This is a genomic window from Streptomyces marinisediminis (assembly GCF_026262575.1).
GTDB lineage: Bacteria > Actinomycetota > Actinomycetes > Streptomycetales > Streptomycetaceae > Streptomyces > Streptomyces marinisediminis.
This window is the reverse complement of the sequence record NZ_JAPKFL010000015.1, coordinates 69,723-86,734: the sequence shown is the minus strand read 5'-3', so window position 1 is coordinate 86,734 and position 17,012 is coordinate 69,723. Positions and strand designations below refer to the sequence as shown.

Annotated in this window: 11 protein-coding genes; 4 read left to right on the top strand and 7 right to left on the bottom strand. The window is 74.9% G+C overall.

Annotation, left to right across the window (positions count from 1 at the left end):
• The first annotated feature begins 56 nt into the window (after positions 1 to 56).
• Positions 57 to 1,106: a glucose 1-dehydrogenase gene (locus OSB71_RS14270; protein ID WP_265948215.1), complete on the top strand. Its 1,050-nt coding sequence runs from the start codon at positions 57 to 59 to the stop codon at positions 1,104 to 1,106.
• 60 nt (positions 1,107 to 1,166) lie between these two features.
• On the opposite strand, the gene OSB71_RS14265 is transcribed toward OSB71_RS14270, so the two are convergent.
• The 4 genes from OSB71_RS14265 to OSB71_RS14250 form a co-directional block, all read right to left on the bottom strand.
• Positions 1,167 to 4,205: an FAD-binding and (Fe-S)-binding domain-containing protein gene (locus OSB71_RS14265; RefSeq protein WP_265948214.1), complete on the bottom strand. Its 3,039-nt coding sequence runs from the start codon at positions 4,203 to 4,205 to the stop codon at positions 1,167 to 1,169.
• 41 nt (positions 4,206 to 4,246) lie between these two features.
• A complete protein-coding gene (locus OSB71_RS14260) occupies positions 4,247 to 5,986 on the bottom strand; it encodes a glycoside hydrolase family 15 protein (RefSeq protein WP_265948212.1) in 1,740 nt (579 codons plus the stop codon).
• A gap of 4 nt (positions 5,987 to 5,990) precedes the next feature.
• Entirely contained in the window at positions 5,991 to 7,793 is a 1,803-nt protein-coding gene (locus OSB71_RS14255; protein WP_265948209.1) for a thiamine pyrophosphate-requiring protein, read from the bottom strand.
• 146 nt (positions 7,794 to 7,939) lie between these two features.
• Positions 7,940 to 9,046: an enolase C-terminal domain-like protein gene (locus OSB71_RS14250; RefSeq protein ID WP_265948207.1), complete on the bottom strand. Its 1,107-nt coding sequence runs from the start codon at positions 9,044 to 9,046 to the stop codon at positions 7,940 to 7,942.
• 296 nt (positions 9,047 to 9,342) lie between these two features.
• Here OSB71_RS14250 and ctaD point away from each other — a divergent pair, with 296 nt between their 5' ends.
• Positions 9,343 to 11,025, top strand: coding sequence for an aa3-type cytochrome oxidase subunit I (ctaD, locus tag OSB71_RS14245; protein WP_441005703.1), 1,683 nt, complete (start codon positions 9,343 to 9,345; stop codon positions 11,023 to 11,025).
• On the top strand, positions 11,025 to 11,414 hold the full coding sequence (gene ctaF, locus OSB71_RS14240; protein WP_265948205.1) for an aa3-type cytochrome oxidase subunit IV: 390 nt from the start codon (positions 11,025 to 11,027) through the stop codon (positions 11,412 to 11,414). Before ctaD ends, ctaF begins: the two co-directional genes overlap by 1 nt.
• Positions 11,415 to 11,614: 200 nt before the next feature.
• Here the strand turns inward: ctaF and qcrB are convergent, their stop codons facing one another.
• The 3 genes from qcrB to OSB71_RS14225 form a co-directional block, all read right to left on the bottom strand.
• Positions 11,615 to 13,294, bottom strand: a complete 1,680-nt coding sequence (qcrB, locus tag OSB71_RS14235; RefSeq protein WP_265948203.1) for a cytochrome bc1 complex cytochrome b subunit — start codon at positions 13,292 to 13,294, stop codon at positions 11,615 to 11,617.
• 46 nt (positions 13,295 to 13,340) lie between these two features.
• Complete coding sequence (locus tag OSB71_RS14230) at positions 13,341 to 14,369, bottom strand: SDR family oxidoreductase (RefSeq protein WP_265948200.1); 1,029 nt, start codon at positions 14,367 to 14,369, stop codon at positions 13,341 to 13,343.
• Positions 14,370 to 14,460: 91 nt separating this feature from the next.
• The gene (locus OSB71_RS14225) at positions 14,461 to 15,846 is read right to left on the bottom strand and encodes a C39 family peptidase (protein WP_265948198.1); all 1,386 of its coding nucleotides are present in this window, start codon (positions 15,844 to 15,846) and stop codon (positions 14,461 to 14,463) included.
• A 278-nt stretch (positions 15,847 to 16,124) separates the two neighbouring features.
• Here OSB71_RS14225 and OSB71_RS14220 point away from each other — a divergent pair, with 278 nt between their 5' ends.
• Positions 16,125 to 16,748, top strand: a complete 624-nt coding sequence (locus tag OSB71_RS14220) for a uridine kinase family protein (protein ID WP_265948348.1) — start codon at positions 16,125 to 16,127, stop codon at positions 16,746 to 16,748.
• Positions 16,749 to 17,012: the final 264 nt, after the last annotated feature.

The following is a 17,012-nucleotide window of genomic DNA, read 5'->3' as shown; positions in this document are numbered from 1 at the left end:
CGCGAGGGGAACCGGGGACGGGGCCCGCTGTCGACGACGTACCCCCTGGAGTGCCGATGCAAGCGCTGACCGTCGCCCCGCAGGAGCCGGACTCGCTGCGCGTGGAGGACCTGCCCGACCCCTCCCCCGGCCCCGGCGAGCTGCTGGTTGAGGGGGTGGCGCTCGGGGTGTGCGGCACCGACCGGGAGATCGCGGCCGGGGACTACGGCTGGGCTCCGCCGGGCCGGGAGCGGCTGGTGCTCGGGCACGAGTCCCTGGGCCGGGTGCGGCACGCGCCGCCGGACAGCGGCTTCGCCCCCGGTGACCTGGTGACGGGCGTGGTGCGCCGCCCGGACCCGGTGCCGTGCGGCGCCTGCGCCCACGGCCAGTTCGACATGTGCCGCAACGGCCGCTACACCGAGCGCGGCATCAAGGAGCGCGACGGCTACGGCTCGACGCTGTGGACGGTGGAGGCCGACTACGCCGTCCGGGTCGACGCCTCCCTGGCCCGGGTGGGCGCGCTGATGGAGCCGACCACGGTGGTGGCCAAGGCCTGGGACCAGGTGACGGCCGTCGGCGGGCGGGCCTGGTTCGCGCCGCGTGCGGTGCTGGTCACGGGTGCGGGGCCGATCGGCCTGCTGGCCGCCCTGCTGGGGCGGCAGCGCGGGCTCCAGGTGCACGTGCTGGACCGGGTGACCGGCGGGCGCAAGCCCGAGCTGGTGCGGTCGCTGGGCGGGACGTACCACAGCGGCTCCGTCTCCGACGTGCTCCGCGAGGTGCGGCCCGACGTCGTCATCGAGGCGACCGGTGCGCCCTCCGTCGCGTTCGACGCCATGATCGGCCTGGGGGCGTACGGCGTGCTGTGCCTGACCGGGGTCTCCCCCACCGGGCGCACGCTCCGGGTGGACGCCGGGGCGATCAACCGGGAGCTGGTGCTGGAGAACTCGGTCGTCGTCGGCTCGGTGAACGCGGGCAAGCGGCACTACGAGGACGCCGCGCGGGCGCTGGGCGCGGCGGACGCGGGGTGGCTGGACGCGCTGATCACCCGCAGGGTGCCGCTCGCCCGCTTCCGGGAGGCGTTCGAGCGGCAGCCCGACGGGGTCAAGACGGTCCTGGAACTCGGCTGAGGCCACCGCGCGGCCGGCCGGCCGGCGCCCGGGCGGGCCGGGCGCCGGGGCAGGGGGTGGTCAGCGGCGCAGGGCCCGGCGGGCGGCGGCCAGGGCGGTGAGGACCGCCGCCCCGGTGGCCGCCAGGGCGGCGCCCCGGGCCCGTGGCGAGGGGCCGGTGGGCCGCTGCGCCCGCGCCCGGTGCCGTGCGTGCAGCCCGGCGGCGAGCACCTCGGCCACGTGGAGCGGGACGCGCCCGGTGTCGGACTGCTCCACCTGGGTGCGGCAGCTGTAGCCGTCGGCGAGGACGAGCGTGTCCGGGTCGGCCTCCCGGACCGCCGGGAGCAGGCCCTCCTCGGCGCAGGCCCGGGAGACGTCGTAGTGGCCGCGTTCGAATCCGAAGTTGCCCGCGAGGCCGCAGCAGCCCACGTCCAGCACCTCGGCCTCGACCCCGGCACGCCGCAGCAGCTCCTGGTCGGCCTCGAACCCCATGATCGCGTACTGGTGGCAGTGGCGCTGCACAACGGCCCGGGCCCGGACGGGCGGCGGCCGCCAGTCGGGGGCGCGCTCGGTGAGCACCTCGGCGAAGGTGCGGGTCAGCTCGCGCAGCCGGGCGACGCCGGGGTCCTCGGGCAGCAGGTCGGGCGCGTCGGCGCGGAAGACGGCGGTGCAGCTCGGCTCCAGTCCGACGACCGGCGTGCCGCGCCGCAGGTCGTCGGCGAGTACGTCCACCGTGCGGCGCAGCACCCGCTTGGCCACGTCCAGTTGGCCGGTGGAGATCCAGGTCAGGCCGCAGCACACCGCCTCGGTGGGCACCTTGACGTGGAAGCCGGCCGCTTCGAGCACCTCCACGGCGGCGCGGCCGACGGCCGGGTGGAAGGAGTTGGTGAAGGTGTCCGGCCACACCACCACCTCGCCGCGGTGCCCGCTGCCGCGCGTGCCGCCGCGCTCGCGCCACCAGTCGGTGAGGGTCTGCCCGGCGAAGAGCGGGACGTCGCGCTCGGGCGCGACGCCCGCGACGGCCTTGGCCACGCGGCCCAGCCCGGGGGCCTGGGAGAGCGCGTTGACGACGCGGGGCGCCCGCGTGGCCAGCCGCGCCACCAGCGGCAGCCAGCCGAGCGAGTAGTGGGTGCGCGGGCGCGGCCGCCCGGCGTAGTGCTGGTGCAGGAACTCGGCCTTGTACGTGGCCATGTCGACGTCGACCGGGCAGTCGCTCTTGCAGCCCTTGCAGGCCAGGCACAGGTCGAGGGCGTCCTTGACCTCGGTGGAGCGCCAGCCGTCGGTGACGGGCGAGTCGCCCCGGGTCATCTCGTACAGCAGCCGGGCCCGCCCCCGGGTGGAGTGCTCCTCCTCCCGGGTGACGCGGTAGCTGGGGCACATCACGCCGCCCTCCAGCGAGCGGCACTTGCCGATGCCCACGCAGCGCAGGGCCGCCTGGCCGAAGTTCCGGTCGGGCGGGAAGGTGAAGGCGGTGGGCGGGTCGGGCGGGGTGAACCCGGCGCCCAGCCGCAGGTCGTCGTCGAGGCGGCGCGGCCGGACGACCTTGCCGGGGTTCATGCGGTCGCGCGGGTCGAAGACGGCCTTCAGGCGGCCGAACGCCTCGACCAGTTCGGGGCCGAACATCGTCTCCAGCAGCTCGCCGCGCGCCTGTCCGTCGCCGTGTTCGCCGGAGAGCGAACCGCCCAGGCGCTTGACGAGTCGGGCGGCGCGCTCCGTGAAGGCGCGCATGGTGGCGATGCCCTCGGTGGTGGCCAGGTCGAAGGGGATGCGGCAGTGCACGCAGCCGTCGCCGAAGTGGCCGTAGACCGACGGGTGGTTGTAGTCGAACTCCTCGAACAGCTCGCGCAGCGCGCGCAGGTACTCCCCGAGCCGGTCCACGGGGACGGCCGAGTCCTCCCACCCCGGCCAGTTCTCGCGCTGTCCGGGGACGTGGGCCGTGGCGCCGAGTCCGGACTCGCGCACGGCCCACAGCAGCGCGGCGTCGCCCGGATCGGTGAAGCGCCTGGTGCCCACCGCGCCCGGCGCGTCGTCCAGCAGGCGGGCGATCTTCTCCTCGGCCTCCTCGGGGCTGTCGGCGGCGAGCTCCACCATGAGGAAGGCGCCCCCCTCGGGGAGCAGGCCCAGGCCCTCGGTGTTGAGCCGCTTCTCGTGCTGGTAGCTGATGAGCTGCTCGTCGATGCCCTCCAGCGCGTGCGGCCGGTGCCGCAGGACGGCCGGGACGTGGTCGGCGGCGGTGGCCACGTCGGGGTAGCCCAGCACCGCCAGGACCGTGGCCCGCGGCAGCGGGACCAGCTCCAGTTCGGCCCGCAGGACGGTTACGAGGGTGGACTCGGAGCCGACCAGGAGTCCGGCGAGGTCGAAGCCGTTCTCGGGCAGCAGCGCGTCGAGGTTGTAGCCGGAGACACGGCGCGGGATGTCGGGGTAGCGCTCGCGCACCAGGTCGGCGTAGCGCTCCCGCAGCGCGACGAGCTGCCGGTGGATCTCGGCGGCGCGGTCCGGCCCCGCGGTGAGCCGGGCGAGTTCGGCGTCGTCGGTGGGCCCCACCCACATGCGGGTGCCGTCGTAGGTGAGCACCTCCAGGCGGCGGATGTTGTCGGCGACCTTGCCGTAGGCCTGGGCGGTCGAGCCGCAGGAGTTGTTGCCGATCATCCCGCCGATCGTGCAGTTGGGGTGGGTGGCCGGGCGCGGCCCGTAGTGCAGGCCGTGCGGGGCGAGGCGGCGGTTGAGTTCGTCGAGCACGATGCCGGGTTCGACGACGCAGCTCCGCGCCTCGGGGTCGACGGAGACGAGCCGGTCGCAGTACTTGCTCCAGTCGATGACGACGCCCTCGTTGCAGCACTGGCCGGCCAGGCTGGTGCCGCCGCCCCGGGACAGCAGCGGGGCGTCGTGCTCCCGGCACACCTCGACGGCGGCGACGGCGGCCTCCACGGTGTGCGGCAGGACGACGCCGAGGGGCACCTGCCGGTAGTTGGAGGCGTCGGTGGCGTACGTGGCGCGGGAGCCGGCGTCGAAGCGCACTTCGCCGTCCACCGCCCGGCGCAGGTCGCGCTCCAGCGCCGCGGGGTCGACCTCGGCGGGGCTTTGCGGCACGACGGGATCGGGCAGGTCGGTGGTGGCCACCTGGGCTCCTTTCCGTGGGATGAGGGGCTTGGGGAGCCGCGTCACGGCGCCCGGGACAGGCGCACCGCGTTCTCCAGGACGAGCGCGTGCACGAACGCCTGCGGCACGTTCCCGCGCAACTGGCGCTCCTTGACGTCGTACTCCTCGGCGTACAGCCCGGGCGAGCCGCAGGCGGAGCGGGTGCGCTCGAACCAGCGGGCGGCCTGGACGGTGCGGCCTTCGGCCAGGCACGCGGCGGCCATCAGGTGGCCGCACAGCAGGAAGGCGCCCTCGTGGTGGCCGAGCCGGTCGTCGCCGTACCGGAAGCGGTAGACGTAGCCGTCGACGGACAGGTCGCGTTCGACGGCCTCCCGGGTGGCCGTCAGGCCCGGGTCCCCCGGGGGCGGCGGGTCCAGCGCCAGGGGCCGCAGCAGGGCGGCGTCGACGCGGGGGTCGTCGGGGGTGCGCTGCCAGCGGCCCGAGGGGTGGCGGCAGGCGCGGTCGGTGGCGCCCCGGATGGTGTCCGCCAGCTCCCGCCAGCGGCGTGCGGCGGGGCCGCCCAGCGCGTCGGCGGCCGCCCGCAGCCCGGCCGCGGCCGACAGGCGGGAGTGGCTCCACCAGGCGGTCTCCAGCTCCCAGACGCCGGCGTCGGGGCGCTGCCAGGTCTCCTCGACCGCCCGTGCGGCGGTGTGGGCGGCCCGCTCGGCGTCCCGGTCCAGCGCGTCCAGCCGGGCCGCGGCGGCGTAGAGCTGGAGGGCCTCCCCGAACACGTCGAGCTGGAACTGGCCCCCGGCGTGGTTGCCGACGCGGTTGCCGCCGCCGGGGTAGCCGGGCAGCGGCAGGGCGCGCTCGCCGGGCAGCGTGGACCCGTCGACGGCGTAGGCCGGGCGGACCTCGGCGCCGTGCTCGCCGAGGCGTTCGGTGACGAAGCGGACGGCGTCGGCCAGCAGCGGGTGCGCCCCGTGGGCGGCGACGGCCAGACCCGCGTAGCACTGGTCGCGCAGCCAGGCGTAGCGGTAGTCGTAGTCGCGCCCGGTGGCCGCCCGCTCCGGCAGCGAGGTGGTGGCCGCGGCCACCATGCCGCCGGAGTGGCTGGTGAGCCCGCGCAGGACGGCGTAGGCCTGCTGGGCGTCCTCGGCGGCCGGCAGGTCGGTGCAGTCGGGCACCGACTCGCGCCAGGCGCGCTCGGTGCGCCGCCACAGCGGGCCGGGCTCCGGCGGCTCGGTGTGGGGCGCGTGTTCGGCGATCTCCAGGACCAGGTCGTGCGTGTGGCCCTCGGGGACGCGCAGGTGGGCGGTGAGGGTGCCGTCCGGGCCGACGGCGGCCTCCGGCGCGCCGGCCAGCCGCACGTGCAGCGGCCCGCTGCGCGCGTGCCAGGCGTCGCCCCGGCGGCGGACGTCGGCCATGGGGTGCGCGCCGAACCCGGCGCGCGCCGCGAGCCGCACCACCACGCGGGCGTCGCCGCGCACGGCGCGCACCTGGCGCAGCAGCACCGCCCGGGAGGCCTCGCCCGGCAGCGCGAGCGCCTCGCGGCACTCGGTGAGGGCGTCGCCCATGACCCACCGGCTGACCCGGATCAGGGAGCGGTCCTCGTAGTAGCCGCCCCACACGTTCCACGCGTCGTCCGGGGAGACGGTGAACTGGCCGGGGCCGCCCATGAGGACGGAGAACACGGCGTCGCTGTGCCAGCGCGGGGCGCACATCCACACCACCGCGCCGCGCGGGTCGATCAGCGCGCCGCGCTCGCCGTCCGCCAGCAGGGCGTAGTTGCGCAGGGTCCAGGGGGTGAGGGTCTGCGGCATCGCGTCAGTCGTGGCCCCGGCCGGGCAGGCGCTCGGCGTACTCGGCCAGCTTCTGACGCACGCCGCGGGTGGCGATGCCGGTGCGCTGCGGGTCGTGGACGGCGGCCTTGGCCGCCTTCTTGCCCTGGTCGAACATGATGTGCGGCGGGATCGGCGCGATCTCGGCGTCGACCTTGAACTCCAGCACCACCGGCACCCTGCTCGCCAGCGCCTCGTCCCAGGCGGCCCCGATCTTCTTCGGCGACTCGCAGCGGATGCCCTTCAGGCCCAGCAGTTCGGCGTAGGCCGCGTAGGGCACGTCCGGGATGTCCTGGGAGCCGGGGTACTTGGGGTCGCCGCCCATGGCGCGCTGCTCCCAGGTGACCTGGTTGAGATCCTGGTTGTTGAGCACGCAGAAGATCAGCGGCGCGCCGGTCGCCATCTGGGGCAGGTAGCGCTGGACGGTGATCATCTCGTTCATGCCGTTCATCTGGAACGCGCCGTCCCCGACGAAGGCGATGACCGGGTGGTCGGGGTAGGCGAACCGCGCGGCGATGGCGTAGGGGACGCCGGGGCCCATGGTGGCCAGCGTGCCGGACAGCGAGGCGCGCATGCCCTCGCGCAGCTTCAGGTGGCGGGCCCACCAGTTGGTCCCGGAGCCGGAGTCGGCGGTGACGATGGCGCGGTCCGGCAGCCGGGGGGTGAGCTCGGCGGCGACGGCCTGGGGGTTGATCGTGCCGTCGAAGTGCTGCTGGGCGCGGCGCTCGCAGATGCGGTTCCACTCCTCGACGTCCTTCTCGACCTGCTTGCGCCAGGAGCGGTCCTCCTTGCGGCGCAGCAGCGGGATCAGCGCGCGCAGGGTCTCCTTGGCGTCGCCGACCAGGTGGGCGTCCATGGGGTAGCGGATGCCGATCATGCGGCCGTCGATGTCGATCTCGACGCCGCGGGCCTTGCCCTCGTCCGGCAGCCACTCCGAGTAGGGGAAGCTGGAGCCGATCATGAACAGCGTGTCGCAGTGCTGCATCATCTCGTCGCTGGCCTTGGAGCCGAGCAGCCCGATGGGGCCGGTCACCCAGGGCAGGTCGTCGGGCAGTACCTCGCGGCCCAGCAGCGCCTTGGCGACGCCCGCGCCGAGCAGCTCGGCGACCTCCTTGACCTCGGCCTCGGCGTTCGCCGCGCCCTGGCCGATGAGCATGGCGACCTTGCGGCCCTCGTTCAGCACGTCGGCCGCGCGGCGCAGTTCGTCCTCGTTGGGCAGCATGCGCGGCTGGCTCCAGCCGACGCTGGAGTAGACCGAGCCGTGCTCCTTGGGGGGCGAGGGCATCGCGTCGTCTTCCTGGATGTCGTCCGGGATGATGATCGTCGCGACGCCGCGCCGGGTGAGCGCCGTCTTGAAGGCGCGGTCGATGACGTGCCGGGCCTGGCCCGGGTGGGTGATCATCTGGCAGTACTCGGAGACGTCGCTGAAGAGGTTCTCCAGCGCGATCTCCTGCTGGTAGTGCGAGCCCAGGCACAGCCGCTTCTGCTGGCCGACGACGGCGACGACGGGCTGGTGGTCCAGCTTCGCGTCGTAGAGGCCGTTGAGCAGGTGGATGGCGCCCGGCCCCGAGGTGGCCACGCAGCAGCCGACCTCCCCGGTGAACTTGGCGTGGCCGCACGCCATGAAGGCCGCCATCTCCTCGTGCCGCGCCTGGACGAACTCCGGGTCGCCCTTGGCACGGTCGAAGGCCCCCAACAGCCCGTTGATGCCGTCCCCGGGATATCCGTAGACGCGGTGCGCACCCCAGGCCTTCAGGCGCTCCAGCACGTAGTCGGCAACCTGGCTCACGTCGTTCCTCCCAAAAGCGTGCGGACGGGCGGCCGTCCAGCGGGGTTACCGCGACGGCGGGGCGGTAAACCCCGGGGCCGTCCCCGCCCGGGCGTGGGCGGGCCGCCCAGGCGGCGCGGGCCCGGGGCCCGGTGGCGCGGGCGCGCTCAGGCCACGCGGTAGCGCTCGACGCGCTCGGGCACCAGGCGCAGGCCGTGTCCGGCCCGGTCCCGGTCCGGGCGCAGCACGCCGCCGGGCTCCGGGGTGAGGACGCCGTCGAACAGCAGGCCCTCGACGCGCACGTGGTCGTGGAAGTACTCCAGGTGGCGCAGGTGCCACACGGCGGTGCACACGTGCGCGCTGAGCTGCGGCGCGCAGTGCGCGGACAGCTCCAGGCGGTGTGCGTCGGTGAGGGCGGCCGTGCGCAGGAAGCCGGAGACGCCGCCGCAGCGGGTGACGTCGGCCTGCAGGCAGTCCACCGCCCCGGCCTCCAGCATGCGGCGGAAGTAGCCGATGTCGAAGCCGTACTCGCCCGCGGCGATGTCCACTCCGGCCGGGCCCCGGTCGCGCAGGAGGCGCAGCCCGGCCAGGTCGTCGGAGCTGACCGGCTCCTCCAGCCAGGTCACGCCCGCCGCGTGCAGCCGTTCGGCCCACCGGAGCGCCTCCTTGCGGCGGTAGGCGCCGTTGGCGTCGGCGTAGAGCTCGGTGTCGGGGCCGATGGCCGCACGGGCCACCGCCAGGCGGTGCGCGTCGGCCCCCGGGTCGCGTCCGATCTTCATCTTGACCCTAGGGATCCCCTGGGCCACCCAGCCGGCGAGCTGCTCCTCCAGCCGCCGGTCGGCGTAGGAGGTGAACCCGCCGCTGCCGTAGAGCGGCACCGTGTCGTGCACCGCGTCCAGCACGGCCACCAACGGCAGGTCCAGGACGCGGGCCTTGAGGTCCCACAGGGCGGTGTCGAGCGCCGAGACGGCCATCGCGGCGACGCCGGGCCGGCCCAGGTTGCGGCAGGCGTCCTGCGCGCGGGACCAGACCCGGCCCGGGCGCAGCGCGTCCGCCCCGGTGGCGAGGCCGGCGAGGGTGTCGTTGACCAGGTCGCACACGGCGCGGTGGCCGTAGGTCCACCCCGTGCCGGTGCGGCCGGCGGCGCTGGCCTCGACCACCACGACCGTGGTGGAGTCCCAGGCCAGCGTGGCGTCGGACTCGGGCGCGTCGGTGGGGATCGTCCAGGCGCGGGCCCGTACGGAGTCCACGGGGGCCTGCGGGGTGCCGGGCATGCGCTGCCTTTCCGTCGCTGGGTCGTCGGGGTGTCGGTCGCCGCGGGGCGGTTGCCGCCCGGCACCGCGCCCGTCACCGCGAGGTGGCGGCCGCGGACCGGGGCACACCGGTGCGCGCGGCACAGGGCGCGTGGCGCGGGCCGCGCGGCGGGTGCGGAGGGACGCGGTACCCGGATCGGCCGGGTGGTAAAGCCCGGTGTGTCGGATCGGGCGCGCCCGGCGCGGGTGCAGCAGGGTTTAGGCGCTGCCCCGTGGGTTACGGGACAGCGCGGTACCCCCGGGAAAGTGAGGCGTTGATGGCCGATCAGGACAGTGACACCCGCACGCGGCCCGACCCCGCGGCACGCGAGGAGGGCGGCCACCGGCTCGGCACGCTGGTGCTGGGCTGGCTGCGGACCACCGACCACAAGGTCATCGGCAACCTGTACATGGTCACGGCCTTCGGGTTCTTCCTCTTCGGCGGCCTGCTGGCGCTGCTGATGCGCACCGAGCTGGCCCTTCCCGGCCTGCAGATCACCACGCCGCACCAGTACAACCAGTTCGTCACGATCCACGGCACGATCATGATGCTGCTGTTCGCGACGCCGATGTTCGCCGGGTTCGCCAACGCCGTGATGCCGTTGCAGATCGGCGCGCCGGACGTGGCCTTCCCCCGGCTGAACGCGTTCACCTACTGGGTGTTCCTCTTCGGCGGCCTGATGGTGATCTCCGGGTTCCTCACCCCGGGCGGCGCGGCGTCGTTCGGCTGGTTCGCGTACGCGCCGCTGAACAGCGCGGCCTACTCCCCCGGTTACGGTGCCGACCTGTGGACCACCGGGTTGGTCGTCGCGGGCACCAGCACGATCCTGGGCGCGGTCAACTTCATCACCACCATCATCTGCCTGCGCGCCCCGGGCATGACGATGTTCCGGATGCCGATCTTCACCTGGAACGTGCTGTTCACCTCGATCCTGGCGCTCCTGGCGTTCCCGGTGCTGACGGCCGCGCTGCTGGCGCTCCAGTCGGACAGGACCTTCGGCTCCCACATCTTCGACGCGGCGAACGGGGGCGCCATCCTGTGGCAGCACCTGTTCTGGTTCTTCGGGCACCCGGAGGTCTACATCGTCGCGCTGCCCTTCTTCGGCATCGTCACCGAGATCCTGCCCGTCTTCAGCCGCAAGCCGATCTTCGGCTACTTCGGGCTGATCGGCGCGACGATCGCCATCACCATGCTGTCGGCCGTGGTGTGGGCCCACCACATGTTCGCGACCGGGGCGGTGCTGCTGCCGTTCTTCGCGCTGATGTCCTTCCTGATCGCCGTGCCCACGGGGGTGAAGTTCTTCAACTGGATCGGCACGATGTGGAAGGGCTCCCTGAGCTTCGAGACGCCGATGCTGTGGTCGATCGGCTTCCTGGTGACGTTCCTGCTCGGCGGCCTCAGCGGCGTCCTCGTCGCCTCCCCGCCGCTGGACTTCCACCTGACCGACAGCTACTTCGTGGTCGCCCACCTGCACTACGTGCTCTTCGGCACCGTGGTGTTCGCGATGTTCGGCGGTTTCTACTTCTGGTGGCCGAAGTTCACCGGCCGCATGCTCAACGAACGGCTCGGCAAGACCCACTTCTGGCTGACGCTGGTGGGCTTCCAGACGACGTTCCTGGTGCAGCACTGGCTGGGCGAGACCGGCATGCCGCGCCGGGTCGTCGACTACCTGGAGGCCGACGGGTTCACCACCTTGAACCTCATCTCCACGGTCGGAGCGTTCCTGCTGGGCGTGTCCACCCTGGTGTTCCTCTACAACGTGTGGTGGAGCAGCCACTACGCCGAGCGGGTGACCGGGGACGACCCGTGGGGCTTCGGCAGGTCGCTGGAGTGGGCCACCTCCTGCCCGCCGCCCCGGCACAACTTCGTCGCCGTGCCGCGCGTGCGCTCCAACGACCCGGCCTTCGGGCTGCACCATCCGAGGATCGTCTCCTCCGAGCGGGAAAAGAGGGATCTGTGATGCGGGCCGAGGCGCTGTACTTCACGGGGGTGGCGGTCTTCTTCGGCGTCGTCTCGGTGCCGTACCTGGTGTACGGGGACGATCCGGCCGGTGGCGCCATCGTGGTGGTGGCGTGCATGATGGCCGCCCTGGTCGCGTTCTTCCTGTGGACGCAGTTCCGCCAGCGGGGCCGCCGCCCGGAGGACCGGCGCGAGGGCGAGATCGTCGAACGCGCCGGGCCGCTGGACTTCTTCCCGCCGCACAGCACGGCGCCCGTCCTCACCGCGGCCGGGTTCGCGCTGGTGGCCGCCGGTTTCGTGTTCGGCCTGTGGCTGGGGTTGATCGGGTTCGCGGTGCTGGCCGGTGGCGTGCTGGCGTTCGTCTTCCAGTACGCCCACGACGAGCGGTAGCCCCCGCGCGCCCCGGCGGGCGCCTGGCGTCCCCGGCGGGCGCGACGGGCGCCTGCGGCGGCCCCGGGCGGCTGCGGCGGACACCCCACGGCTGGCACGAGCCCCGGGGCGGCCGCGGCGGGCCCCGAAGCGCCCCCGGCCGGACGCACGCGACGCCGCGCGGGGGTGCGTCCGGCCGGGGGCGCGTGGCGGACGGGCCGTCAGCGGTCGTCCGGGCCGGCTCCCGCGCGGTCGTCGCCCGGCGCTCGTCCGGCCTCGTCCCCGGGGTGCCGCGGGGCGGCCGTCCGGGCGGCGATCTCCCGGCGCTGGCCGGGCGTGGCGGGCAGTTCGACGCGCTGCCGGTAGAACCAGCGGCTCAGGGCGACGCGCAGCCGGTCCCGCCGCCGGGCGCCCGGCGCGGCCTCCAGCGGGGTGGGGACGTCGCGGACGAGCAGCGGGTAGCGCTCCTCGGCCGACAGCGGGGTGTGCGCGGCCCGGAAGCCGCCGGCCACGGTCTGGCCCACCGCGCCCGTCTCCTCGCCCTCGCTGAGCCGGTGCCGGTCGCTCTCCTGGAGGGCCAGGCAGATCCGCTTGGTGACGAAGAACGCCAGGACGGGGCCGGCCAGGACGGCCACGCGGAAGAACCACACCACGCCCTCCACCGGCAGCCGGAAGACGAAGGCCACCATGTCCTGCCCGCCGGCGAACAGCAGGACGCCGTAGAACGTGATGCCCGCGACGCCCAGGCCGGTGCGGGCGGGCCGGTTGCGGGGCCGGTCGCACAGGTGGTGCTCGCCGCGGTCGCCGGTCACCCAGCGCTCGAAGAACGGGTACAGGTACAGCACGGCGAACAGCGCCGCGGGCAGCAGCACGGCCGGGACGAGGACGTTCCAGACCACCGTGTGCCCCCACAGCGTCGTCTCCCACGGGGGCATGAGCCGCAGCCCGCCTTCCAGGAAGCCGACGTACCAGTCGGGCTGGGCGAAGGTGGAGACCTGGTCGGGCCGGTAGGGGCCGTAGGCCCACACGGGGTTGATCTGGGCGACGGCGCCGAGCAGGGCCAGCACGCCGAAGGTGGCGAAGAACAGCCCGGTGGACTTCGACACGAAGTTCGGCACCATCGGCTCGCCGACGACGTTGCGGTTGGTGTGCCCCTTGGCCGCCCACTGGGTGTGCTTGAGCCGGAAGACCAGGAGCAGGTGCACGGTGACCAGCGCCAGCAGCAGCCCGGGCACCAGCAGGACGTGGACGGTGTACAGGCGCGAGATGATGTCGTCGCCGGGGTACTCGCCGCCGAAGACGAAGAAGCTGACGTAGGTGCCCACGACCGGCAGCGAGAGCATGATGCCCTGGGCGATGCGCAGCCCGGTGCCCGAGAGCAGGTCGTCGGGGAGCGAGTAGCCGCCGAAGCCCTCCAGCAGGGCGAGCAGGAACAGCGTCACCCCCACCATCCAGTTCAGCTCGCGCGGCTTGCGGAACGCCCCGGTGAAGAACACCCGCAGCAGGTGGACGGCGATGGCGGCGACGAACAGCAGCGCCGCCCAGTGGTGGATCTGCCGGATGAGCAGCCCGCCGCGCACGTCGAAGCTGATCTCCAGGGTGGAGGCGTACGCCTCGGACATGCGTACACCGCGCAGCGGCAGGTAGGAGCCCTGGTAGACGACCTCCCCCATGCTGGGCTTGAAGAAGAAGGTGAGCCAGACGCCGGTCAGCAGCAGCACCACGAAGCTGTAGAGGGCCAGTTCGCCCAGCAGGAAGGACCAGTGCTTGGGGAACGCCTTGCGCAGCGTCTCCTTGGCGCCCTCGGCCAACGGCAGTCGCGCGTCCAGGGCGTCGAAGGAGCGCAGGGCCGCCCGCTCGGTCCGCTGGGCGATTCTCGCCTTCTTCCGCGAGGGCAACACCGGCGGCTTCCTCCTGGGGTTCGCGTGCGGGGTCCGGGGGCGGTGGTCAACGGCGGGTCAGGCGGCGCGCGAGGCCCCGCGCCGCGGTGCCGACGAGCGCGGCGCCCGCCAGGGCCACGCCCGCGGTCGCGACGTGGTGGCGGGAGGCCGCCTGCTGGCGGCTGCTGTTGAGCGCCTGGTCGTCGAAGCGGCCGTGGGTGCCGAAGTCCCGGCCGCCGGGGCCGTCGGCCGGCTCCCAGAGGTTGGCGGGCCGGTCGGCCCGGGCGGACTCCTCGGTCTGCTGGGAGTCGTAGCCGGTGCGGGCGAGGTAGCGGTCCAGGACGCCCGGGGCGAAGGTGTTGGCCAGCAGCGTGCCGACCGTGGATCCGCCCACCCAGTACTCGCGGCGCCGGGGGTGCCGGGCGGCGTGCACGACGGCCCGCGCGGCCACCTCGGGCTGGTAGATGGGCGGCACGGGCTGGGCGCGGCGCGGCAGGCGGGAGAGCACCCAGTCGAACTGCGGGGTGTTCGCCGCCGGCATCTGCACCATGGTGACCTTGACGCCGCTGCCCTCGTGCAGCAGTTCGCAGCGCAGCGACTCGGTGAAGCCCTGGGTGGCGTGTTTGGCCGCGCAGTACGCCGACTGCAGCGGGATGCCCCGGTAGGCCAGGGCCGAACCGACCTGGACGACGGCGCCGCGATCACGCGGCCGCATCAGCTCCAGGGCCGCCTTGGTGCCGTACACGAACCCCAGGTAGGTCACCTCCGTCACCCGTTTGTACTCCTCCGGGCTGATCTCGGCCACGGGGGCGAAGACGGAGGTGAACGCGCAGTTGACCCACACCTCGACCGGCCCCAGCTCCGTCTCGGCCCGGCGGGCGGCCTCCCGCACGGCCGCGGCGTCGGCGACGTCCGCCTCCAGCGGCAGCGCCGTTCCGCCCGCCTCCTCGACCTCGCGCGCCGCGCCCGCCAGCCCCACGGAGCCGCGCGCCAGCAGCGCCACCTTCGCCCCACGGGCGCCGAACGCGCGGGCGCACGCCCGCCCGATGCCGGCACTGGCGCCCGTGACCACCACCACCTGGCCCTTCTCGCTCACCGCTACGGCCTTCCTCTCCGGCGCTCGGGGTCCGTGCGCGTGACCCAGTACCCCGCGTCGCCCGTCCCACACGGGCCGCCGCCTGCCCGGTTCACTCCACGCCGACGGACGCCAGCGCCCGGAGCTGGGTGTGCCCCAGGCGGGTGGGAAAGAACAGGTAGCAGACGCCGCCGGTGCCGCCGCCGGTGCTGCCGTCGGCCAGCGTGCGCCGGGTGCGCAGCCACACGGTCTCGAACTGGCGGCGCCGGTAGACGCGGCGGACGCCGTCGCTGTCGTCGGCGTTGGGGTCCCCGGCGATGACGTCGCCGTCCGGGGTGAAGCCGATGACCGTCATCAGGTGCCCGGCCGTGCCGTACCCGGCGCCGTCCAGCTCCTCGGCGCGGAAGGACTGCGAGGTGATCAGCGGGATGCCCGCCCGGATCAGCCGTTCGGCGTCGTGCAGTGAGCCCAGCCGGGTGACGACGCCCTGGAGGTCGCGGTAGGTGGCCGCGTAGGCGGCGTTGAACGCCCAGTTGCCGCAGCCCTCGTAGCCGTAGTCGTAGGTCGAGCGGGCCGCGTGGCACACCTGGGGGTCGTCGTAGGACGGGTCGACCCAGGCGTAGTCCCGCGGGGACGGGCGCCGGCCCCAGGACTCGATGACCATCTGCGCGGAGGTGGGGCTGCACCAGGCCTCGCCGCCGTTGTCGTACTCGGGGTAGCGGCCGATGTGGATGTTCTGGGAGTAGAAGGGGACGGTGAGTTCGACGCCGGCGGCCACGCCGGGAGCGGTGGCGGGCACTTCGTGGCGGTCGGGCACGTCGGAGGTCATCGCACCCAGCCGCCACAGCGTCGGGGTGGCGACGGCGCCGGGGGCCCGCAGCAGGGTGGCGCGGAGCTGGTACTCCGTCAGGCGCAGGCCGTCCTCGGTGACGGCGAGGGTGTCCGTCCACACGGTGCTGCGCCCGTCGCCCTGGCCGTCCAGGGAGGTGCGGCGGGGCACGTCGGGGCCGTCGCCCGCGGCCCAGACGCCGAGCGTGTACCAGGGGGTGCGCCCGCCGCCGGAGTAGGTGCCGCGCGCCTCCACCCGCAGCCAGGTGCCGGGCGGGGTGTGGGCGTTCCAGGAGGCGATCAGCTCGCGGGCGCCGGTGTGCGGACGGTAGGTGGGCGAGGTCCAGCGCGCGTACTCCCACCGGGTGCGGTCGGTGCCGCCGTGCGGGTCGCGGTACTCCACGGTGCCGTGCGGGCGGCCGATGACGATGCCCGGACGGCGGCCGCCGGTGACCCGGGCGCCCTCGGCGGCGCCCGACCGCCAGTCGTCGGCGCTGGTCCACGCCTGGTAGTCCACCGGTCCGCCGGGGCCGCCGGCGGGCTTGGCGGACGCCGGGAGGCGGCCGCCCGCGGACGCGGCGAAGGCGCCGGTGGCGGTGGTGGCCGCCGTGGCGGCGACGGCGGCGGAGGCGGCGAGGAGGGCGCGGCGGGTGGGCGCGGGGCGGCTCATGGAAGGTCCCCTCTGTCGAGGTCGCGGGGCGCGGTCGGCGGTGCGGTCGGTGGTGCGCCGGCCCGGGTGCTGCGGTGGGGTGGCACGGCCCCCACTATCCCGGTGCGGCCGGTGGCACACCAGTGACCCGGCCCGGGGCCGCCTGGCGGTGTCGCCCGGACGGGCCGGGCCGCGCCGGCGGGGGCGCCCGACCGTAGGCTGGCCGGGTGAGGGACCACTTCCCGGGCGCCGCGCCGCCGCCCGCCGACCGCGGCGCCCGTCCCGGGGCGGACCCGGACCTGCGCGGGCTGGCCCGGCGGCTGCGCGGACTGCCGCCCTCCTGCGGCCCGGTGCGGCTCGTCGCCGTCGACGGGCACGCCGGTTCGGGCAAGAGCACGCTGGCCGGGCTGCTCGCCGACGCCCTGGGCGGCGCTCCGGTGCTGCACCTGGACGACCTGGCCCGCCACGGCGCGTTCTTCGACTGGACGGAGCGGCTGGGCGCGCGCGTGCTGGACCCGCTGGAGCGCGGGCGGACCGCGCGCTTCCGCGGCTACGACTGGCAGCGGCGCGCCTTCGTCCGTCCGCTGTCCGTGCCGCCCGCGCCGGTGGTGCTGGTGGAGGGGGTCGGCGCCGGCCGGCGCGCGCTGCGGCCGGCGCTGGCGGCGGTGGCGTGGCTGGAGGTGCCGGCGGCGCTGGCGTGGGCCCGCGGCCGGCGGCGGGACGGGCCGGAACTGGCCGGGTTCTGGGACGGCTGGACCGCCGCCGAGAGCGCCCACTTCGCGGCCGACCCCACGCGTCCGCACGCCGACGTGCTGGTGCGGCAGCGCGCGCCCGGGGCCGCGGGCGCGCCGGGGGCGCGCGGATACCGGGTCCTGCCGGGCCCGGGCGCCCGCCGCCGCGCCTGGTGGGCTCCCCGGACGTAGCCGTGCGGCGGGCGGGGCGGGCCGCCGCCCCGACGAGGTGTCGCCTGCCCGTGGCAGGCGCTTGACCTGCGGAGCTGGGACGGATTACGTTTTCGGCAGGCGGCCTGGGCAGGCCGCCGGTGAGCGCGAAGCCCTCGGTTGTTCCCCCGTGACCGAGGGCTTCGTTCCGTCCTGCGGCGCCCGGGCGCGGGCCCCGCGCGGCGGCACCCGGTCACCGAATGCGGCCTCGGGTCGGGAACGCGCGTGCGAAGACCGTCGGCACGG

What these genes read in the sequence shown, in the direction of transcription:
- OSB71_RS14250 (WP_265948207.1), bottom strand. Translation starts at nt 9,046, where the DNA reads ATGCCCGGCACCCCGCAGGCCCCCGTGGACTCCGTACGGGCCCGCGCC.
- OSB71_RS14270 (WP_265948215.1), top strand. Translation starts at nt 57, where the DNA reads ATGCAAGCGCTGACCGTCGCCCCGCAGGAGCCGGACTCGCTGCGCGTG.
- OSB71_RS14260 (WP_265948212.1), bottom strand. Translation starts at nt 5,986, where the DNA reads ATGCCGCAGACCCTCACCCCCTGGACCCTGCGCAACTACGCCCTGCTG.
- ctaD (WP_441005703.1), top strand. Translation starts at nt 9,343, where the DNA reads ATGGCCGATCAGGACAGTGACACCCGCACGCGGCCCGACCCCGCGGCA.
- ctaF (WP_265948205.1), top strand. Translation starts at nt 11,025, where the DNA reads ATGCGGGCCGAGGCGCTGTACTTCACGGGGGTGGCGGTCTTCTTCGGC.
- OSB71_RS14225 (WP_265948198.1), bottom strand. Translation starts at nt 15,846, where the DNA reads ATGAGCCGCCCCGCGCCCACCCGCCGCGCCCTCCTCGCCGCCTCCGCC.